This window comes from bacterium, from assembly GCA_019637795.1.
In the GTDB taxonomy this organism is placed as follows: Bacteria; Desulfobacterota; Binatia; order HRBIN30; family CADEER01; genus JAHBUY01.
Map to the genome: position 1 here is coordinate 44,456 of JAHBUY010000009.1, position 18,556 is coordinate 63,011.

Sequence of the window (18,556 nt, forward strand, 5' to 3'; positions counted from 1 at the left end):
GGAGGGCACGGAGGGACCAATCCCTCCGGTGCCCTCCGTCGTGCGCGTCTACGCCGGTTCGACCGTCACCGGCACGCCGTTCAGCACGGCGTTGCCGGACAACGGATCGAGGTCCTGCTCGTCGACCAGCCGGTTGCAGTTCACCCCGGCGTGGGCGCTGGCCACCCCGAGTTGGATCCCCGGCAGGTCGTGTCCCCAGCCGTGGGGAATGCTCACCACGCCGGGGCGGATCGCGCCGTCGACCTCGACCGGCACGTCGATGCTGCCGGCCCGCGAGCGCACCCGCGCCAACCCGCCGTCGCGCAGGCCGAGGCGCGCCGCGTCGCTCGGATGCACCTGCATCGTGCAGCGCGCCCTGCCCTTCACCAGCACCGGCGCGTTGTGCATCCACGAGTTGTTGGAGCGCAGATCGCGGCGGCCGATCAGCACCATGCCGTCGCCCGCCTCGCCGAGCCGGGCGCGCAGGCGGGCGACGTCGGCGACCAGCGGCTCCGGCGCCAGCTCGATCTTCCCGGAGGGCGTCCGCAGCACCTCGGGGATGCGCGGCTCGAGCGGACCGAAGTCGATGCCGTGCGGCGCCGCCTCCAGCCGCGCCAGGGTCAGGCCGTCCGGGGTGTCGCCGAAGCGATCGCCGTAGGGGCCGCTGCGCAGCAGGAAGTCGAGCATCCGCTCCGGACCGCGGCGCGGCGCCAGCGCGGCGAGGATGTCGGCGGCGTCGCGGCCCGCGAGCGGCGAGCCCGCGCCGCCCACCGCCTGCTCCACGAGCTGCGCGGCGACGAAGTCGTCGAGCGCCTCGACGTCGGCGTCCGCGCCCTGCCCCATGACGATCGCCAGCAGCCGCAGAATCGTGCGCCACTCCGGCTGCTGCCCTTCCGGCACCGGAAAGATCGGCGGCGCGTAGGTGGCGACGTTGCGCACCGCGAGCTGGCGCAGGGCGAGGTCGTAGTGCGGCTGCTCGAGCGGCGAGAGCCCGGGCAGGATGACGTCGGCATGGCGCGTCGTCTCGTTGAGATAGATGTCGAGGCTGACCATGAGCTCGAGGCGCGACAGCGCGGCGTCGAGCCGGCCGCCGTTCGGATTGCTCAGCACCGGATTGCCGGCGACGGTGATCAGCGCCCGCACCTGGCCGTCGCCCGGCGTCTCGATCTCCTCCGCCAGGCAGGCGCACGGCAGCTCGCCGTAGATCTCCGGCAGCCCGCGCACCCGGCTCTGGCGGCGCCCGAAGCGCACGCCCTTGCCGCGCCCGGGCGTGCCGCGGGTGTGCGCCGCGCCGCTCGCCGGGCGCGTGAACATCGCGCCGCCGGGCCGGTCCAGGTGCCCGGTGAGGACGTTGATCACATCGACCAGCCAGCTCACCTGGCTGCCGAACGCCTGCGTGCAGGTGCCGATGCGGCCGTACACCGCGGCGGCGCGCGCCGCCGCCAGCTCGCGCGCCAGCCGGCGGATGACGTCGGCGGCGATGTCGCAGCGCGGTGCCACCCGCTCCGGCGCCAGCTCGCGCGCCAGCTCGCGCACCGTCTCGACGCCGGCGACGTGCTCGGCCAGCCGGCCGAGGCGCACCAGGTTCTCGGCGAACAGCACGTGCACGATGCCCCAGAGGAAGAAGGCGTCGCCGCCGGGGCGGATGGCGTGGTGCTCGTCGGCCTCGCTGGCGGTGCGGGTGCGGCGCGGATCGATCACCACCACCCGACCGCCGCGGGCGCGGATGGCGCGCAGGCGACCGGGCACGTCGGGCGCGGTCATCAGGCTGCCGTTCGAGGTGAACGGATCGGCGCCGAGCACCAGCAGGTAGTCGGTGCGGTCGAGGTCCGGCACCGGCACGCTCAGCACGGTGCCGAACATCAGCCCCGCCGATACCTGCTTCGGCATCTGGTCGACCGTGCTGGCGGAGTAGACGTTGCGCGTCCCGAGGGCTCGCAGCAGCACCGGGTTGTAGAGCATGAGCGCCAGGTTGTGGGCGCCGGGATTGCCGAGATAGGCGGCGACCGCGTCGCGGCCGTGCGCGGCGATGATCGGCGGCAGCCGGCGCGCGATCTCGGCGAAGGCCTCGTCCCAGCTCACCGGGACGTGGCGGCCGTCGCGCTTGAGCAGCGGCGCGCGCAGGCGGTCGGGGTCGGCGTCCAGCTCTTTGACCGCGTACCCCTTGGGACAGATGAAGCCGCGACTGAAGACGTCCGCCGCGTCGCCGCGGATGCCCGTCACCTGCCGCCCGCGGGTGCGGATCTCGAGCCCGCACGTCGCCTCGCAGAGCGGACAGGTGTGGAAGTGGATCTGCTCCTCGGTCTCGGCGCCCATGACGTCCTCCCTGGCTGCGCCCGAGCCGGCAGCCCGTTGAAAAACAGGTCGGCTACTGCGGGCGGGTCTCGTGCGCCAGCTCTTCGTTGATCTGGCGCACAATCCCTCGCCCTCGCTACGCCGCCTGTTGTTCAACGGACTAGCACAGAGACGATGGCGGCGGCACCAGTGGCGGCGGTCATTCCTCCGGCTCCCGCAGTTCGATCGCGGGTTCGCTGGTCAGCGTCTCCTCCGGCACGAAGGCGATGCGCATGCCCCAGCCGGCATACGTGGCCAGCAGGCGGCCGAAGGCCGCCAGGCTGAGCGGCTGGTCGTCGACGTAGATGACCGCCTCGCCGCCCGGGCCGCCGTCGTCGATGACACAGCGCAGGACGCCACCGCGCGGCACCCACTGCTCGCCGGCTGGGAAGTAGCGGATCTGCGGCCGGCCGGCCGGGATCTCGACCGCGACGTGTTCGTAGCTCGCGAACATCTCCGCGTCGGCGCGCAGCACGGCGTTGAGCTCGTCGAGGATCTGCTGATCGCTCATGCCGCCCAGCGACGGCCCGACATGGAAGTACGTCGTCGCGATCTCGGGATCCTTGTACTCGATGATGGCGTCGCCGCCCTCGCGCCTGATCTCCACCTCGTCCAGCGACGCGATCGCCGGCTTTCTCTTTCGCATACCGGGCCTGGGCTCTTTCTGACGCGGGCACCCCCGACCGCGGCTCGCGTCGGCCCCCCTCACCGCGAGATGGCGGCGCCCCCGTTTTTCTTGCACACCTCGCACGTCAGGTGGGCGGCTTGACGACCCAGCATCGGCGACGGCAGGAGTGACGGCGCACCGTGCCGTCACCGCGCCACGCACCATCGGATCCGCCGCCCGCATCACTGCCGCCGCCGCTGGTCGGCCGGCGACGCGAGCAGGACGAGCTGGCGGCGCTGGCCCGCGACCTCGCCGCCGGACGCGGCGGCCTGGCGCTGATCACCGGCGAGGCCGGCATCGGCAAGACCCGACTGGCGGACGCGGCGGCACGGGCGGCGACGCAGCAGGGCGCGCGGGTGATCTGGAGTCGTTGCTGGGAAGCCGGTGGCGCACCCGCCTTCGGACCCTGGCACGAGGTGTTCCGCCAGCTCGCGGCGGCAGCGGGCGCGGCGGCGTGGCGCGGGTGGACGGCCGGGCTCGGCGACGCGCTCGCCCCGCTGAACGCCGACCCCGGCACGCCCACCGCTCCCCCCGCCGACGCGGAGGCGGCGCGCTTCGCCGTCTTCGATGCCACCAGCCGCCTCCTGCGCCGCGCCACCGAGCGACCGCTTCTGCTGATCTTCGAGGACCTGCACGCCGCCGACCTGCCCTCGCTGCGCCTGCTCGAGCTCATCGCCCGCGAGCTCGACGACCTGCCGCTGGCGATCATCGGCACCTATCGGCCGCAGGAGGCCGAGCAACGGCCCGCCGCCGGCCTGACGCTCGCGCGCCTGGCGCGGGCGGCGCTCCGCCTGCCGTTGGCCGGGCTGGCGATCGATGACGTCGCCGCCCTGCTGGCCCGCGGCGGCGCCCCCGCGCCGCTGGCGCTCGCCGCCGTGATCCACGACGCCACGGCCGGCAACCCGCTGTTCGTGGTCGAGACGACGCACGCCCTCCGCCGCGATCATCCCAACGGCCTGGCCGGCGTCACCGCGCAGGATCTGCAGCTCGCCCCCGGCATCCGCGACGCGGTGCGCGCCCGCCTCGCGGGGCTCTCCCCCACCTGCCGGGCGCTGCTCGAGCTGGCGGCCGTGTTCGGCGATCGCGTCGCCCTCGGCGACCTGCAGCGCGCCGCCGGCGTGCCACTGGCGGCGGCGCTCGATGCGGCGCGCGAGGGAACGGCCGCAGGCGTGCTCAACGACCCCGCGCTGGACCACCGCCTCGCCTTCCGCCACGCCCTGCTGCGCGCCGTCCTGTACCAGGACCTGCCGCCGGATCGCCGCGGCGCGCTGCACCGCGCCGCCGGCCGCGCCCTGCTGGAGCGCCACGCCCTCGATCCCGATCCCCACCTCGCCGCCCTCTCCCACCATTTCCGCGCCGGCGCCGACGACCCGTCCACGACCGCCGCCGCGCTCGACCTCACGCTGCGCGCGGCACGCCGCGCCGCGGCGCAGTTCGCCGACGACGAAGCCATCGCCGCCTATCGCGCGGCACTGGCGCTGCTCGACCGCGACCCAGCCGGCACGCCGCCGCCCCGCGCGCTGCTCCTGGTCGAGCTCGCCGAGGCGCTGACCCGCCTCGGCGAGGACGCCGAGGCGCGGCCGGCGCTGCGTGCCGCCGCGGCGCTGGCGCGCGACGCCGGCGACGCCGAGCTGCTGGCGCGCGCCGCGCTGTGCACCGGCGAGCGCGGGATCGGCGTCCCCTACCGCGTCGGCGACGCGGAGGCGCTGGCGCTGTGCGAGGAGGCCCTCGCCCTGCTGCCCGTCGCCGACGGCGCCCGGCGCGTGCGCGTCCTGTCGCGGGCGGCGGTCGAATACTCCGCCAGCGACGATGCCGCCCGCGCCGTCGCCGCCAGCGCCCGGGCCGTCGCCGGCGCACGCCGCCTCGGCGAGCCGATCGCCCTGGCGCACGCCCTGAGCGCGCAGCACGCGGTGTTCTGGCGCTATGGCGCGCCGGTGGAGAGCCTCGCCGTGGCGTCCGAGATCGCCGCCATCGGCAGCGCCGTCGGCGACCCCGACCTCGTCGCCCAGGGGCGCGCCTGGCGGCTCTACGATCTGGCGCTGGCCGGCGACGCGGTCGCCTACGACGAGGACCTCGCCGCCTACGGCCCGCTGGCGGAATCGCTGCGGCGGCCGCGCTATCTCTGGCTGGCCGCCAACGCCCGCGTCCTGCGCGCCCTGTGGGCGGGCCGCTTCGCCGCGGCAGAGGCCGCGATCGAAACCGCGCAGGCGCTGGCGGCGCGTCTCGGCGATGCCACCGCGATGCTGGCGCCGGGCGCGCAGCTCTTCGCGCTGCGTCGCGAGCAGGGCCGGCTAGCCGAACAGGAGATGGCGGCGCGCCTGGTGGCGGCGCGCTTCCCCTCGTCCCCGGTGCCGCAGACCTTTCTCGCCCTCATCCTGACCGAGCTCGGTCGCCTGGACGAGGCGCGCGCCGCGTTCGAATCCGTCGCCGCCGCCGACTTCGCGGACCTGCGGCGCGAGCACCGCCTCGGCGTGCTGCCCTACCTGAGCGAGGTCTGCGCCGCGCTCGGCGATGCCCGCCGTGCCGCCGGCTTGCGCGAGCTGCTGCTGCCGCTCGCCGATCGCGTCGTCCCCTACGGCAGCAGCGTCGCCATCGGCGTCGGCGCCCACTGGCTGGCGTTGCTGGCGGAGGCGATGCGCCGCCCGGACGACGCGCGCGACTACGCCGAGCAGGCGGTGGCGCGGCACGCGACGATGGACGCGCCCCCCTGGCTGGCGCGCAGCCGCGTCCTGCTGGCGCGCCTGCTGCACCAGGCCGGTCGCGAGCCCGAGCGGGCGCGCGATCTCTGCCAATTGGCGGCCGACGTCGCTCGCGCGCTGGGCATGCGCCGACTCGCCGCCGATGCCGATGCCCTGCTGGCCACGCTGGCTCCGCCGGCCGCGCCGTCGCCGCGACGCCGCCGCGGCGTCTTCCGCCGCGACGGCGCCCTGTGGACGATCGGCGACGGCGAGGGCGCGCCGCTGCGACTGCGCCGGTGCAAGGGGTTCGCCCACATCGCCGCCCTGCTGCGCCAGCCGGGCCGCTCCCTGACCGCCATCGACCTGGCGGCGCTCGGCGCCGGAGCCGAAACGCCCGCCGCTGGCCGCAGCGCGCCGCGCGCCGCCGAGTACGCCCACCTGGCGTCGCTGCGCGACCAACTCGAGGAGGCCGAGCGCTTCCACGATACCGAGCGCGCCGCGCGTTTGCGCGCCGCGCTCGACGAACGGGTCGCGGGCCTGGTGCCGCGCGGCAGACGCCGCCCGGGGAGCACGCCAGCCGAACGCGCCCGGCTCAACGTGACCCGCACCATCGCCGACGCCATCCGCCGCATCGCCGCCGCCGACCCCGCGCTCGGCCGCCACTTCTCGGCGGCGATCCGCACCGGCACGTTCTGCTCGTACGTGCCGGACCCGCGGCTGCCGATCGACTGGGAGCTGTAGCGCTCGATCGAGCAATCGAACGACGTTCAGCGCCCGTGCACGCCGAGGATGCGGGGACCCCCGTGGAGGCGATGCATGGCGCGTGCGACGATTCTCATTTTCCTGCTCCTGACCTGGGCGGCACCGCGCGCCGAGGCGCGCTGCGCCGGCGACTGCGGCGGCGACGGGGTGGTGGCGGTGAACGAGCTCATCACCGGCGTGAACCTGGCGCTCGGCGGCGGCGACCCGAGGCAGTGCCCCAGCATCGACGCCAACGGCGATGGGTCGGTGGTCGTGAGCGAGCTGGTCGCCGCGGTGGCGAACGCGCTCAACGGCTGCCCGTTCACCGGCCAGTACACGGCCCGCCTGGACGTCGGCGACCAGGAGACGGCCGTCATTCACATGCAGGTGGCGCCGGACGGCTCGGCCACGGCCGCGCTCATGGTCGTGCCGACCAGCGGCGCGGCGCTGCGGCTGGAGATCCCGCTGCTGAATCTCACCGGCACCGTCGACCTCGACACCGGCGCCTTCCACTTCGCCGGCACCGCGCAGGGGCAGGAGGGCGGCGTCCCGGTCGATATCGCCGGTGCCATGCCCGAACGGCCGGGTCTGAGCGGCACGCTCGACCTGACGATCGGCTCCGAATCGTTCCGCGGCCCGGTGGTCGCCGGCAACGGCCAACCGACCCCCACCCGCACCCCTACCCAGACGGCCGTCACTCCCACCCCGACCCCAACCGCCATGCCCGCCAACTACCCGACCCCGCCGGGCGGCGGCTGCGCGACCGGCACCTGGAGCCTCACGTTCCGCAACGCCAGCGGCACCAACAGTTACGTCGATCTCGGCCCCGGCCTCGGCCTCGGCAAGGGCAGCTTCACGCTCCTCCCCGGCGCCGTCTTCGGCGGTAACGCGGTTCCGTGCTCGCTCAACGTCGGCGACGTCGTCCGCCGCGTCCAGCTCACCTACCTCGGCGCCGCGACCCAGGGCGCGTCGATTCCCCTCGGTCGGGAACGCGGTCAGGCGACCTTCGACTACATCGAAACGCCGACCAGCAACCCGCTCGGCACCCGCGGCTGGCGGGCCGACAGCGGCGCCCTGGTGATCGACCAGCTCGACGGCGGCAACGTGCGCCTGCACATCGCCAACGCCGTGATGTCGCCCGAGCCCAGCTTCTCGTTCCAGACCCCGGCCACCGGCACCCTCACCATCGACGCCGGCGCCGCGGGCACCCTGCAGTGATCGTACGTCTGGACCGATTCGCAACGAGCGCAGCCGGGGAGCTCGGCGCCGCGGCACCTGGAGGCCATGCGCCGCATGGAGTCCGGCACGTCACGTCGCCGCGCCCCGGCGACGACCGGCGCGTGGACTGCCACACGGCGACGAATTGCGTCACCTCTCAGCGACATGGGAGGCGGCGGCGCGGCCGACTGGACGCGGGTACGATCCGTGCTGCGTCGGATCGGCGTGCCGCTCCGCGCGCTCAGCGTGTTCCTCTGCCTCCTCACCGCCGGCGCGGCGCGCGCGGCGACGTACTACGTCGCCACCACCGGCAACGATGCCAACCCCGGGTCGCAGGCCGCACCATGGCGCACCCTGCAGAAGGCGGGCAACGTCGCCGCCGCCGGCGACACGGTGCACGTGCTACCGGGCACCTACGCCGGCTTCCGGCCGCTGCGCTCCGGCAGCGCGCAGGCGCCCATCCGCTTCCTGGCCCAGGCCGGCGTGGTGGTGAACACCCCCGGCAGCGGCAACAGCAACGGTGACGACATCTGGATCCGCAACGTCGACCACATCGTCATCGACGGCTTCGAATGCACCGCGGCGCCCCGCGCCGGCATCGCCGTCCAGGGCGAGCCCGACGCCAACGCCACCGGCGTCGTCATCCGCAACTGCCACTGCCACCACAACGGCCGCTGGGGCATCTTCACCGGCTTCGCTCGCGACCTGCTGCTCGAGGACAACGAGACCTCGTACTCGGCGATCGAGCACGGCATCTACGTCTCGAACAGCGGCGACCGCCCGACCGTGCGCCGCAACCACGCCCACCACAACAACGCCTCCGGCATCCAGCTCAACGCCGATCCGGCGCAGATGGGAAGCAACCCGGCCGACCCGCAGGGCGACGGCATCATCGAGAACGCGCTCATCGAGGCCAACCTGATCCACGACAACGGCGCCGCCGGCGGCGCCGCCATCAACCTCGCCTCTGTACGCGGCGCGCTGATCCGCAACAACCTGCTGTACGGCAACCGGGCCACCGGCATCGCCGGCTGGGACGACGGCGAGGGCAGCAACCGCTACGGCTGCCGCGACAACGTCATCGTCGGCAACACCATCGTCCAGCCGAGCGGCAGCCGCTTCGCCATCGGCCTGCTCAACGGCAGCACCGGCAACAGCATCCGCGACAACATCCTGCTCCACCTGGGAACCCGTGGCAGCGTCTCGGCGGACCCGTCGAGCCAGGTCGGCCTGGTCTCCGATTACAACGTCGTCGTCGACCGCTTCTCCAACGACGACGTCTTCTACACCCTCGCCCAGTGGCGCGGCTTCGGCTTCGACGCCCATTCCTTCATCGCCAGCGCGGCGGCGCTGTTCGTCGACGCCGCGAACGACGACTACCACCTCTCGGCGACCAGCCCGGCGCGCGACGCCGGCATCGCGCATCCCGATCTGCCGCTCGATCGCGACGGCGTCGCCCGCCCGCAGGGCGCCGCGGTCGACATCGGCGCTTACGAGCGCGTCGTCGCCGGCTCGCCGTCTCCCTCGCCGACCGCCACGGGCACGCCGGCGCCGCCGCCGACCACCACCCCGACCGGAGGCCTGCAGCTCGCGGGAACGCTCCTGGCCCGCGGCGGTGTCCCCGTGCCGTCGGCGACGCTCACCCTCGCCGGCGCCGGCGCGCACGGCGCCGGCAGCGCCGCCAACGGCAGTTACGGCTTCGCCGGCGTCGCGCCCGGCGTGTGGACCCTGACGCCGCGCAAGAGCGGCGACCTGCGCGGCGCCGTGAGCGCCCTCGACGCCGCCTGGGCGCTGCAGTCGGTGGCCCAGCTCCGCACCCTGACCGCGAGCGAACGGCTCGCCGCCGACGTCACCGGCGACGGCACGGTCAGCGCCCTCGACGCCACCCTGATACTGCAACGCGCCGTGGGCCTGATCGCCGCATTCCCCGCCGCCGCTGCCTGCGGTTCCGACTGGCTCTTCGTTCCCTACGCCGCGGCGGTGCCCAACCAGTCCGTGGTGCCGCCCCTGGTGACCGGCGGCGGCTGCACCATGGGCTCCCTGACCTACGGGCCGCTGACCGCCGACGCCTCCGGCCAGAGCTTCACCGCCATCCCGCTCGGCGACGTCACCGGCAACTGGCAGTGAACAGGCTCTGCCCCGGGCGCGATCCTACGGCCGCACCACGCCAGCGACCTGCTCGAGCACCCACCGCGCATCCGCGAACGCGCGGTGGGCATCGGCGGCGCCGTAGAATTCCGACGGGATGAGGTCCTCGCTGCCGTAGAACGCGATCTCGCGGTCTTTGCGCAGCGCCTTCGAGATCTCGGCCATGCGCACTGCCGCGCCGCGAACCGACTGCGGCAATCGCTCCATCTCGGCGACCAGGGATGCACCGGGCCGCGGCGGCAACGAGGCGAACGGCGCAGTCCGGCAACCCCGCTCAGGCCGCGTTCAACCGCAGCACTTCTTGCGCTTCTTGCCGCTGCCGCACGGGCAGGGGTCGTTGCGGCCGACCTTGGGTTCGGCGCGGCGCACCGGTTCGGGACGCGGGCCGTGATCGTGCTCGTGGTCGTGGTCGCAGCCGGGGCCGTGCTCGTGCTTCGCCATCGCGGCACTCGACACCACGGGGGCGGCGGCGTCAATCAGGGGTCAGTCGGACTCGATGCGGCTGCCGACCACCATGCCGACCAGCAGGGCGATGCCGACGCCGACCAGCGCCAGCGTGCCGCGGACGAAGTACGGATAGGCCATCAGCGCCAGGCCGATCACCGTATGCGTCGCGGTGCGCTGCCGCCGGCCGTAGGTGAACACCGCCAGACCGATGATCGAAAAGAGCGCCGAGAGGAAGAGCCAGGTCGGGTCGTCCATGGCGGCAGGATGCGCCCGGCCCGCGACCGCGTCCACGCCGAAATGCCGCGACGGCGCCCTGGGCAGGGCGCCGCGGGGCGTTTCGATTTTCTCGAAGCGAGCGCGTCCGATTACCTCATTGCCGAGGTGACCCGGGCGCCTTACTCTCGCCCCGTACCCTTGAAGGAGGTTGTGATGAACCAGATGAAAACGCTCGTGCTGCTCGCCACCCTGACCGCGCTGCTGGTCTGGATCGGCCAGGCGCTGGGCGGTCACCAGGGCATGGTGATCGGCCTCGGCATGGCGATCGTCATGAACGTCGGCAGCTACTGGTACTCGGACAAGATCGTCCTGCGCATGTACGGCGCGCAGCCGATCGACGAGACGCAGGCGCCGGAGCTGTACTCGATCGTCCGCACCCTCGCCCAGGCGGCGCAGATCCCGATGCCGAAGGTCTACGTCATCCCCGAACAGGCGCCCAATGCGTTCGCCACCGGCCGCAATCCCGAGCATGCCGCCGTCGCGTGCACCGAGGGCCTGCTGCGCCTGCTGAACCGCGACGAGATCACCGCCGTGCTCGCCCACGAGCTCGGCCACGTGCGCAACCGCGACACCCTGATCATGGTCGTCGCCGCGACCCTCGGCGGCGCGATCAGCATGATCGCCAACATCGCCCAGTGGGGCCTGATCTTCGGCGGCGGCCGCTCGAACAACGACGAGGGCGGACACCCGGCGGCGGCGCTCATCGGCATCATCGTCGCGCCGCTGGCGGCGATGCTGATCCAGATGGCGATCTCGCGCTCGCGCGAGTTCCTGGCCGACGAGCAGGGCGCCCGCCTCTCCGGCCAGCCGCTCGCCCTGTGCTCGGCGCTGCGCAAGATCGAGGGCTACGCCAAGCAGGCGCCGATGCAGCACGGCAGCCCGGCCACGGCGCACCTCTTCATCATCAACCCGTTCACCGCCGGCGCCTTCGCCAAGCTGTTCTCGACCCATCCGTCGACCGACGAGCGCATCGCCCGCCTGGAGCAGATGGCGCGGAGCGGGATGTAAGCCCCCTCCAGGCGGGCACCGAGCGCGCCGTCGCTACCCACGACGACGAAAACCTGCCACTGTTCGTCGATGCCGATCGCAGCCAGCAACGGAATCGAGGTCTACTACGAGGAGCAGGGCGGCGGTGAGCCGCTGCTGTTGATCATGGGACTCGCCGGCGACTCGATCGCCTGGATGTTCCAGCGCGAGGCGTTCGCGGCGCGCTACCGCACCGTCGTCTTCGACAACCGCGGCGTCGGCCGCAGCAGCAAGCCGGCCGGCCCGTACACCATCGCCACGATGGCCGATGACGCCATCGGCGTGCTCGACGCCCTGGCTATCGACCGCGCCCACGTCGTCGGCGTCTCGATGGGCGGCATGATCGCCCAGGAGCTGGCGCTGCGGCACCCGGGCCGCGTCCGCAGCCTGGTACTCGGCTGCACCTACGCCAGACCGGACGCCGACGTGACGGCGACGTTCGAGGAGTCGCTCGCCTTCTTCGGCGGCAGTCGGGGGCCGAACGGCGAGATCCAGGTTGACCTTTCCAATCTCGACCCGATGGCCTTCATCGGCCGGCTGCTGCCGCTGACCTTCAGCCCGCAGTTCATCATGAGCGAGCTGCCGAAGCTGATGCAGGTCTTCTCCGGCGTCATGACTCACGGCTTCGACCTCGCCGCGATCATGGCCCAGGTGGCGGCGACGCAGGCGCACGACACGGTCGACCGCCTGCACCAGATCGCCGCGCCCACCCTGGTGCTGACCGGCGACAGCGACCGCCTGATCCCGCCCGCGAGCTCCGATCTGCTCGCCGAGCGCATCCCCGGCGCCCAGCTCCGGAAGCTGCCCGGCGGCAGCCACGGCTTCAACTTCGAAACCCCGGACGCCTTCAACCAGGCGGTGCTGGAGTTCCTCGCCTCCCACCGCAACTAGCCGAGGAACCACCGCACGGCGGCCACCGCAGCGACGCACCCGCCGAGATCGGCGAGCAGTCCGGTCGCCACCGCGTGGCGGACGCGGCTGACGCCGACGGCGCCGAAGTAGACGGCGAGCACGTAGAAGGTGGTCTCGGTGCTGCCCTGCAGCGTCGACACCAGATAGCCGACGTACGAATCGGGCCCGTTCGCCTGCAGGATCTCCGCCATCACCGCGTAGGCGCCCGATCCCGAGAGCGGCCGCAGGATGGCCATCGGCAACGCCTCCGCCGGAAAGCCGAGCGGCGCGGTGACCGGGCCGACGAGGCGGGTCAGGATCTCCAACAGACCCGAGGCGCGGAACATCGCGGCGGCGACGACGATGGCGACCAGGAACGGAATGATCCGCACCGCCACCTGGAAGCCTTCCTTGGCGCCGGCGATCATCGCGTCATAGACCGCGACGCGCTTGGCGATGCCGTAGCCGACCATCGCCGTGATCAGCACCGGCAGCAGCCAGGTCGAGGCGACCACCCGCAGTTGCTCGCCGACCGCCTGCCCGGCGGCGACGCCGGCGCGGAGCTGCAGCCCGAGGCCGACGGCGACCAGCGCCAGCGACAGCAGCGCCGCCGCGCAGCCGAGCGGCGCCGTCGCCCGCTCGCCGCCCAGCGCCGCGGCATCGGGCAGATCGACCTGGCGCGCCGCGGCCGCCGTCTCGCCGGCGGCGTAGGCGCTCGCCGGGCGCACGACGCGTTGCAGCGCCTTGGCGGCGAGGATCGCCAGCACGGTCGAGCAGCCGGTGGCGAACAGCGTCGGCAGCCAGATGCCGGCCGCGTCGTGCGATCCCAACGAGGCGCGCAGCGCGATCACGCCCAGGGGCGCCAGGGCGACGTTGGAGGTGTTGATGGCGAGGAACAACACCATGGCGTTGCTGGCGACGCCGGGAACGGGGTTCAACCGCTCGAGCTCGACCATCGCCTTGATGCCGAACGGCGTCGCCGCGTTGCCGAGCCCGAGCATGTTGGTGGCGATGTTCATGATCATCGCGCTCATCGCCGGATGATCCGCCGGGACGTCGGGGAACAGGCGCGCCATCAGCGGCCGCAGCGCCCGCGCCAGGGTGTGCAGCAGGCCGCCCTCCTGGACGATGCGCATCATCCCCAGCCAGAACGCCATGACGCCGATCAGCCCGAGCGCCAGCGTCACCGCCGCCTTCGCCGACTCCACCGACGCCGTCGACACCGCCTCCATGGTGCCGGTGAACGCCGCGGTCACCACCGACGCCACCACCAGCAGCACCCACACCGCGTTCATCATGCGCGCCGCATACATGAGCGATCGGTGAGGAGCGAGGGCCGCGACGACACGCGAACGCGAGCCGCCCCCGCCGTGCCCCCAGCCCTCCGAGCGCTCGGTGGCGTTCATCGGCGGGAGGCCGGTTCGGTTTCATCCGCCGGGTTCCGCATTGACGCGGCCCCGTGCTCGGCTACTAATCGAATCCCAACCCCAGCGAGGAGGTTCGATGACGATCCGTAAGGGCTACGCGTGGACGATGGGCGTGCTGCTCGGCGCCGGCGTCGCGACGATGGTCTCGGCGCAGGGCTACGGCGACATGCTCAAGGGCGCCGCCAAGGACGCGGCCAAGCAACAGGCGGCCGACACCGTGCAGCAGGCCGTCGGCGGCACCCCGCCGGCCGACGCCGGCGGCGCCGGCGGCGCCGCGGCGGCACCGATGGATACGATGGGCCGCGTCAACAGCGCCGCCGAGGCGGGCGCCGGCGCGGCGGCCCAGGGCGCTCTGGGCGGCAACATGAAGGGGGCCGCGATGCAGGGCGGCCAGGCGGCGATGGGCGACTGGCAGAAGACCGGCGCGGCGGCGAATGCGCCCGCCAACGCGCCGGCGGCCGGCAACGCCCCGGCGGCCGCCAACGCCCCGGCGGCGGGTGGCGCCGCCGCCACGGACGACGCCGCGGCGGCCGGCGGCAATGTCGACGCGGGCGCCGACGAAGGGGCCGGCGAGCAGTAGCACGCGGGCGGCCGGACGACGACGGCGTCGTCCGGCCGCGATCAAGCGCGCGGCGCGACGGATCAGCCGAGCTGCGCCTTGCGGTACATGGTCACGACGGCGGCGCCGCCGAGACCGAGGTTGTGCTGCAGAGCGATCTTCGCGTCCTTCACCTGGCGCTTGTCGGCCTCGCCGCGCAACTGCCAGTTGAGCTCGGCGCACTGCGCCAGCCCGGTGGCGCCCAGCGGATGGCCTTTGGAGATCAGGCCGCCGGAGGGGTTCACCACCACCTTGCCGCCGTAGGTGTTGGCGCCGGAATCGACGAACTCCCCGCCCTTGCCTTCCGGGCAGAGACCGAGCGCCTCGTAGGTGATCATCTCGTTGCACGAGAAGCAGTCGTGCAGCTCGACGACGTCGACGTTCTCCGGCCCGAAGCCGCTCTGCGCGTAGACCTTCTGCGCCGCCTTGCGGGTCATGTCCGAGCCGACCAGCTTGATGCAGCTCTTCTCCTCGAAGGTGCTGGGGAAGTCGGTGGTCATCGCCATGCCGAGGATCTCGACCGCCTTCGCCTGCAGATTGTGCCTGCGGACGAAGTCCTCGCTGACCAGGATCGCCGCCCCGGCGCCGTCCGAGGTCGGACAGCACTGCAGCTTGGTCAGCGGCTCGTAGACCATCGGCGCATTCATGATCTGCTCGAGCGTGTACTCGTCCTGGAACTGCGAGTACGGGTTGTTCACCGAGTGCTTGTGGTTCTTCCAGCCGATCTTGGCGAACTGCTCGGCGGTGGTGCCGTAGCGGTCCATGTGCTCGCGGCCGGCGTTGCCGAAGAACTGCGGCGCGGCCGGCGCCTGGGCGAAGCCGCGCACGTCCACCATGGTCTGGAAGTGCTTGTCCATGGGGTTGGTGCGGTCCTGGAACTTCACCCCCAGTGACCCCTTCTCCATCTTCTCGAAGCCGAGGGCGAGGGCGCAGTCGGCGATGCCGGCCTCGACGAACTGCTTGGCCATGAACAGCGCCGTCGAGCCGGTCGCGCAGTTGTTGTTCACGTTGTAGATCGGGATGCCGGTCATGCCCAGGCTGTAGACGGCGCGCTGGCCGCAGGTGGAGTCGCCATAGCAGTAGCCGACCGCCGCCTGCTCGACCTTGTCGAAGCCGATGCCGGCATCCTCCAGCGCCTTGGTGCCGGCCTCCCGGGCCATGTCGGGATAGTCCCAGCCTTTCGATCCGGGCTTCTCGAACTTGGTCATGCCGACGCCGATGACGAAGACCTTCCTACCCATTCGATCCTCCTTGCGAGCTGCGCGCCGCCGGTCGGCGGTCGCGCGGGATGGAATCTCTTATCAGGAATTCCATCCGTGATTGAAGGCGGGGCTCCCGCGGCGGCGGGCCGCCGGCGGACGCCGCGCGGTCGGTGGCCGTTGCGCCCGAACCGGACCTCATCCTCGACCGGCGCCGAGCGCGCCGCGCCCTCCAGGCGTCAGCACGCCACCGGCAGCGACACCAGCCCGCGCAATACCGGGTTGGGCCGGTACGCCGGCGCCTCGGTCGCCAGCGCCAGGCGCGGGAAGCGCTCGAGCAGGGCGCGGAAGGCGATCTCGCCCTCGAGCCGCGCCAGCGGCGCGCCGAGGCAGAAGTGGGCGCCGAAGCCGAACGCGAGGTGCGGGTTGGGATCGCGGCCGATGTCGAGGCGCTCCGGCTCGGCGAAGACGTCCGGATCGTGATTGGCGGCGCCGATGCCGACCAGCAGCAGCGAGCCGGCCTCGATCGCCTGGCCGCCGATCTCCACGTCCTCGCGCGCCACCCGCAGGGTCGCCTGCACCGGCCCGTCGTAGCGCAGCAGCTCCTCGATCGCCGTCGGCAGGAGCCCGGGATCGCGGCGCAGCCGCTCGAGCTGGTCGGGCTCGCGCAGCAGCGCCAGCAGGCCGTTGCCGATCAGGTTGGTGGTCGTCTCGTGGCCGGCGATGAGCAGCAGGTTGCTGGTGGCCAGCAACTCGGCGTCACTGAGCGCGTCGTCCTCCTCCTGCGCCAGCACCATGGCGCTGATCAGGTCGTCGCGCGGCGCCGCGCGGCGCGCCGCGATGATCTCCCCCAGATAGGCGAAGAGCTGCTGCATCGCCGGCGCCGCCGCCTGGCGGCCGGCCAGCGGCTGGCCGAGGCCGGCGACGATCTCCGCCGCCCACGCCTTGAAGCGCCGGTGATCCTCGGCCGGCACGCCGAGCAGCTCGGCGATGACGATCGCCGGCAGCGGCGCGGCGAGGACGTCGATGACGTCCATGCGGTCGCGCACCGGCGCCAGCAGCTCGTCGACGATCGCCGCGATGCGGGGGCGCAGCGCCGCGATGCGGCGCGGCGTGAACGCCTTGTTCACCAGCTTGCGCACCCGCGTGTGGTCGGGCGGGTCCATCACCAGCATCGAGCGCATCGTCTGCGCCCCCTGCTGGATGAACGCCGGCAGGCGTTCGAGGTTCTGGCGGATGAACGGCGCCCGCAGCCGGTCGACCGAAAAGCGCGGATCGCGCAGCACCCCCTCGACGTCGGCGTGCCGGGTGAGAAACCACACCCCCGGGCCGTCCCAGCCGCCGACCGGCATGCGCATCACCGGCCGCACGGTGCGCAGCAGGGCATAGATCGCGAACGGGTTCTCCAGGCCGCCGCGGCTGCGCAACGGCAGGAAGAGATCGAAATCGCCGGCCGGGGTCATCGCCTCCGCCTCGCCAATCGCCATGCGGCGACCTTCGCTCCGCCGCGCGCGCGGGGCAAGCCGCCCGCCGCCGCGGCCCCCACTGTCCGCCCGCTGGCCCGCCGTGGTTAGGTGCCCACCATGACCGCCGCCCCCGGCGCCGCCCGCCGCGCCCTCCACCACGTCCGCGCCTACCGTCTGCTGCGCATCGGCCTCGCCATCGCCTGGGTGCTGCCGCGCTACTGGCTGCTGCTGGCGCGCGAGCGCCTCGGCGCGCCGGCGACTGCCGCGGCCTGGACCCGCGCTCACCAAACCGCGGCGCGCCAGATCCGCCGTCTGGCGCTGGTCCTCGAGGGCGGGCTGATCAAAGCGGCGCAGGTCGGCGGAGCGCGCGCCGACGTGCTGCCGCGGCCGTTCATCGACGAGCTGAGCCAGTTCCACGACGACGTGCCGCCGCGCCCGCTCGGCGCGCTGCTGCCGATGGTCGAGGCCGAGCTCGGCGCGCCGATCGACACGATCGTCGCCGCCATCGACCCCGAGCCGCTCGGCGCCGCGTCGCTGGCGCAGGTCCACCGCGCCCGGCTGCGCGACGGCAGCGAGGTGGTGGTCAAGATCCAGTATCCGGAAGCCCGCCGCATCATTCCCCTCGACCTCGCCGCGCTGCGCGCCGTCGCCGCGCTCGTGCACCGCATGCAGCGCAGCGTCGATCTGCGCAGCCTGGTGAACGAGGTCACCCGCTTCGTCGAGCTCGAGCTCGACTTCCGCCGCGAGGCGGCGTCGACGCAGCGTCTCGCCGCGCTGCTCGCCGGCCGCGACGACGTGCGCGTGCCGCGCATCGTCGCGCCGCACGTCCGCGACCGCGTGCTGGTGATGGAGTACCTCGACGGCATCCAGGTGACGCGGACGGCGGCGCTGCGCGCCGCCGGACATCGCCCGAGCGACGTCGCCCGCCGCATCGGCGGGCTCTACGGCGCCATGCTGTTCGAATACGGCTTCTTCCACGGCGACCCGCATCCCGGGAACCTGCTGGTGCTGGCCGACGGGCGCATCGGCCTGCTCGACTTCGGCCTCTGCAAGGAGCTGCCGCCGCGCTTCGCCGCCCTGGTGGCGGAGATGATGGTCGCCGCCCTGATCGGCGATGCCGACGCCGCGCTGCGCGCCGCGGCGGCGCTCGGCTTCGACATCGAGGCGATCCGTCCCGCGCACCTGCGGGCGCTGGTGCTGAGCATCGTCGGCGACGCCGATGCCGACGACGACTTCGCCTCGGTGCTGCGCGCGACGCGCATCCGCCGCATCCCCGACGACTTCGCCCTGGTGCTGCGCACCATGCTGCTGCTCAACGGCCTGTCGCACCGCCTCGCCCCCGGCCGCCGCCTGATCCAGGGCGAGCTGCTCAAGCACCTGGCGGCCGGCGCGCGGGCGGCGCGCACGACGGCACCGGACGCCGCTACCCAGTGAAGCGCCCGGGGCCGAGGTTTGCCCGGC

The 18,556-nt window shown here is 73.3% G+C and carries 15 protein-coding genes; 7 read left to right on the forward strand and 8 right to left on the reverse strand.

Going from position 1 to position 18,556, the window contains the following annotated elements; all coding sequences use genetic code 11:
• Positions 1–48 precede the first annotated feature (48 nt).
• Together KF840_25395 and KF840_25400 are read right to left on the reverse strand one after the other, a co-directional pair.
• Positions 49–2,295, reverse strand: a complete 2,247-nt coding sequence (locus tag KF840_25395; protein MBX3028239.1) for a molybdopterin oxidoreductase family protein — start codon at positions 2,293–2,295, stop codon at positions 49–51.
• A gap of 178 nt (positions 2,296–2,473) precedes the next feature.
• Positions 2,474–2,959, reverse strand: coding sequence for a hypothetical protein (locus KF840_25400; GenBank protein MBX3028240.1), 486 nt, complete (start codon positions 2,957–2,959; stop codon positions 2,474–2,476).
• A 161-nt stretch (positions 2,960–3,120) separates the two neighbouring features.
• Between KF840_25400 and KF840_25405 the strand changes: the two genes are divergently transcribed.
• The 3 genes from KF840_25405 (at position 3,121) to KF840_25415 (ending at position 9,744) form a co-directional block, all read left to right on the forward strand.
• A complete protein-coding gene (locus tag KF840_25405; protein ID MBX3028241.1) occupies positions 3,121–6,399 on the forward strand; it encodes an AAA family ATPase in 3,279 nt (1,092 codons plus the stop codon).
• A 75-nt stretch (positions 6,400–6,474) separates the two neighbouring features.
• Positions 6,475–7,617, forward strand: a complete 1,143-nt coding sequence (locus tag KF840_25410) for a hypothetical protein (protein MBX3028242.1) — start codon at positions 6,475–6,477, stop codon at positions 7,615–7,617.
• Between the two features lie 207 nt (positions 7,618–7,824).
• A complete protein-coding gene (locus tag KF840_25415; GenBank protein ID MBX3028243.1) occupies positions 7,825–9,744 on the forward strand; it encodes a right-handed parallel beta-helix repeat-containing protein in 1,920 nt (639 codons plus the stop codon).
• 24 nt (positions 9,745–9,768) lie between these two features.
• On the opposite strand, the gene KF840_25420 is transcribed toward KF840_25415, so the two are convergent.
• The 3 genes from KF840_25420 to KF840_25430 form a co-directional block, all read right to left on the reverse strand.
• Positions 9,769–9,930 (reverse strand): hypothetical protein, encoded by a 162-nt coding sequence (locus KF840_25420; GenBank protein MBX3028244.1) that lies wholly within the window; start codon positions 9,928–9,930, stop codon positions 9,769–9,771.
• A 120-nt stretch (positions 9,931–10,050) separates the two neighbouring features.
• The gene (locus KF840_25425; GenBank protein MBX3028245.1) at positions 10,051–10,206 is read right to left on the reverse strand and encodes an SEC-C domain-containing protein; all 156 of its coding nucleotides are present in this window, start codon (positions 10,204–10,206) and stop codon (positions 10,051–10,053) included.
• Positions 10,207–10,248: 42 nt separating this feature from the next.
• The gene (locus tag KF840_25430) at positions 10,249–10,467 is read right to left on the reverse strand and encodes a hypothetical protein (protein ID MBX3028246.1); all 219 of its coding nucleotides are present in this window, start codon (positions 10,465–10,467) and stop codon (positions 10,249–10,251) included.
• 174 nt (positions 10,468–10,641) lie between these two features.
• Here KF840_25430 and htpX point away from each other — a divergent pair, with 174 nt between their 5' ends.
• Positions 10,642–11,496 (forward strand): zinc metalloprotease HtpX, encoded by an 855-nt coding sequence (gene htpX / locus KF840_25435; protein MBX3028247.1) that lies wholly within the window; start codon positions 10,642–10,644, stop codon positions 11,494–11,496.
• Positions 11,497–11,565: 69 nt separating this feature from the next.
• The gene (locus KF840_25440) at positions 11,566–12,405 is read left to right on the forward strand and encodes an alpha/beta fold hydrolase (GenBank protein ID MBX3028248.1); all 840 of its coding nucleotides are present in this window, start codon (positions 11,566–11,568) and stop codon (positions 12,403–12,405) included.
• Here KF840_25440 and KF840_25445 read toward each other — a convergent pair.
• Positions 12,402–13,700: a spore maturation protein gene (locus tag KF840_25445; GenBank protein MBX3028249.1), complete on the reverse strand. Its 1,299-nt coding sequence runs from the start codon at positions 13,698–13,700 to the stop codon at positions 12,402–12,404. The two genes, KF840_25440 and KF840_25445, sit on opposite strands and share 4 nt — an antisense overlap.
• A 208-nt stretch (positions 13,701–13,908) precedes the next feature.
• On the opposite strand from KF840_25445, the gene KF840_25450 reads away from it, so the two are divergent.
• Positions 13,909–14,412, forward strand: a complete 504-nt coding sequence (locus KF840_25450; protein MBX3028250.1) for a hypothetical protein — start codon at positions 13,909–13,911, stop codon at positions 14,410–14,412.
• A 62-nt stretch (positions 14,413–14,474) separates the two neighbouring features.
• On the opposite strand, the gene KF840_25455 is transcribed toward KF840_25450, so the two are convergent.
• Both KF840_25455 and KF840_25460 read right to left on the reverse strand, forming a co-directional pair.
• Positions 14,475–15,671: a lipid-transfer protein gene (locus KF840_25455; GenBank protein MBX3028251.1), complete on the reverse strand. Its 1,197-nt coding sequence runs from the start codon at positions 15,669–15,671 to the stop codon at positions 14,475–14,477.
• A gap of 197 nt (positions 15,672–15,868) precedes the next feature.
• A complete protein-coding gene (locus tag KF840_25460) occupies positions 15,869–17,092 on the reverse strand; it encodes a cytochrome P450 (GenBank protein ID MBX3028252.1) in 1,224 nt (407 codons plus the stop codon).
• 120 nt (positions 17,093–17,212) lie between these two features.
• Between KF840_25460 and KF840_25465 the strand changes: the two genes are divergently transcribed.
• A complete protein-coding gene (locus tag KF840_25465; GenBank protein ID MBX3028253.1) occupies positions 17,213–18,529 on the forward strand; it encodes an AarF/ABC1/UbiB kinase family protein in 1,317 nt (438 codons plus the stop codon).
• Positions 18,530–18,556 lie beyond the last annotated feature (27 nt).

What these genes read in the sequence shown, in the direction of transcription:
- KF840_25395 (MBX3028239.1), bottom strand. Translation starts at nt 2,295, where the DNA reads ATGGGCGCCGAGACCGAGGAGCAGATCCACTTCCACACCTGTCCGCTC.
- KF840_25400 (MBX3028240.1), bottom strand. Translation starts at nt 2,959, where the DNA reads ATGCGAAAGAGAAAGCCGGCGATCGCGTCGCTGGACGAGGTGGAGATC.
- KF840_25410 (MBX3028242.1), top strand. Translation starts at nt 6,475, where the DNA reads ATGGCGCGTGCGACGATTCTCATTTTCCTGCTCCTGACCTGGGCGGCA.
- KF840_25420 (MBX3028244.1), bottom strand. Translation starts at nt 9,930, where the DNA reads ATGGCCGAGATCTCGAAGGCGCTGCGCAAAGACCGCGAGATCGCGTTC.
- KF840_25425 (MBX3028245.1), bottom strand. Translation starts at nt 10,206, where the DNA reads ATGGCGAAGCACGAGCACGGCCCCGGCTGCGACCACGACCACGAGCAC.
- KF840_25430 (MBX3028246.1), bottom strand. Translation starts at nt 10,467, where the DNA reads ATGGACGACCCGACCTGGCTCTTCCTCTCGGCGCTCTTTTCGATCATC.
- htpX (MBX3028247.1), top strand. Translation starts at nt 10,642, where the DNA reads ATGAACCAGATGAAAACGCTCGTGCTGCTCGCCACCCTGACCGCGCTG.
- KF840_25440 (MBX3028248.1), top strand. Translation starts at nt 11,566, where the DNA reads ATGCCGATCGCAGCCAGCAACGGAATCGAGGTCTACTACGAGGAGCAG.
- KF840_25445 (MBX3028249.1), bottom strand. Translation starts at nt 13,700, where the DNA reads ATGAACGCGGTGTGGGTGCTGCTGGTGGTGGCGTCGGTGGTGACCGCG.
- KF840_25450 (MBX3028250.1), top strand. Translation starts at nt 13,909, where the DNA reads ATGACGATCCGTAAGGGCTACGCGTGGACGATGGGCGTGCTGCTCGGC.
- KF840_25455 (MBX3028251.1), bottom strand. Translation starts at nt 15,671, where the DNA reads ATGGGTAGGAAGGTCTTCGTCATCGGCGTCGGCATGACCAAGTTCGAG.
- KF840_25460 (MBX3028252.1), bottom strand. Translation starts at nt 17,092, where the DNA reads ATGACCCCGGCCGGCGATTTCGATCTCTTCCTGCCGTTGCGCAGCCGC.
- KF840_25465 (MBX3028253.1), top strand. Translation starts at nt 17,213, where the DNA reads ATGACCGCCGCCCCCGGCGCCGCCCGCCGCGCCCTCCACCACGTCCGC.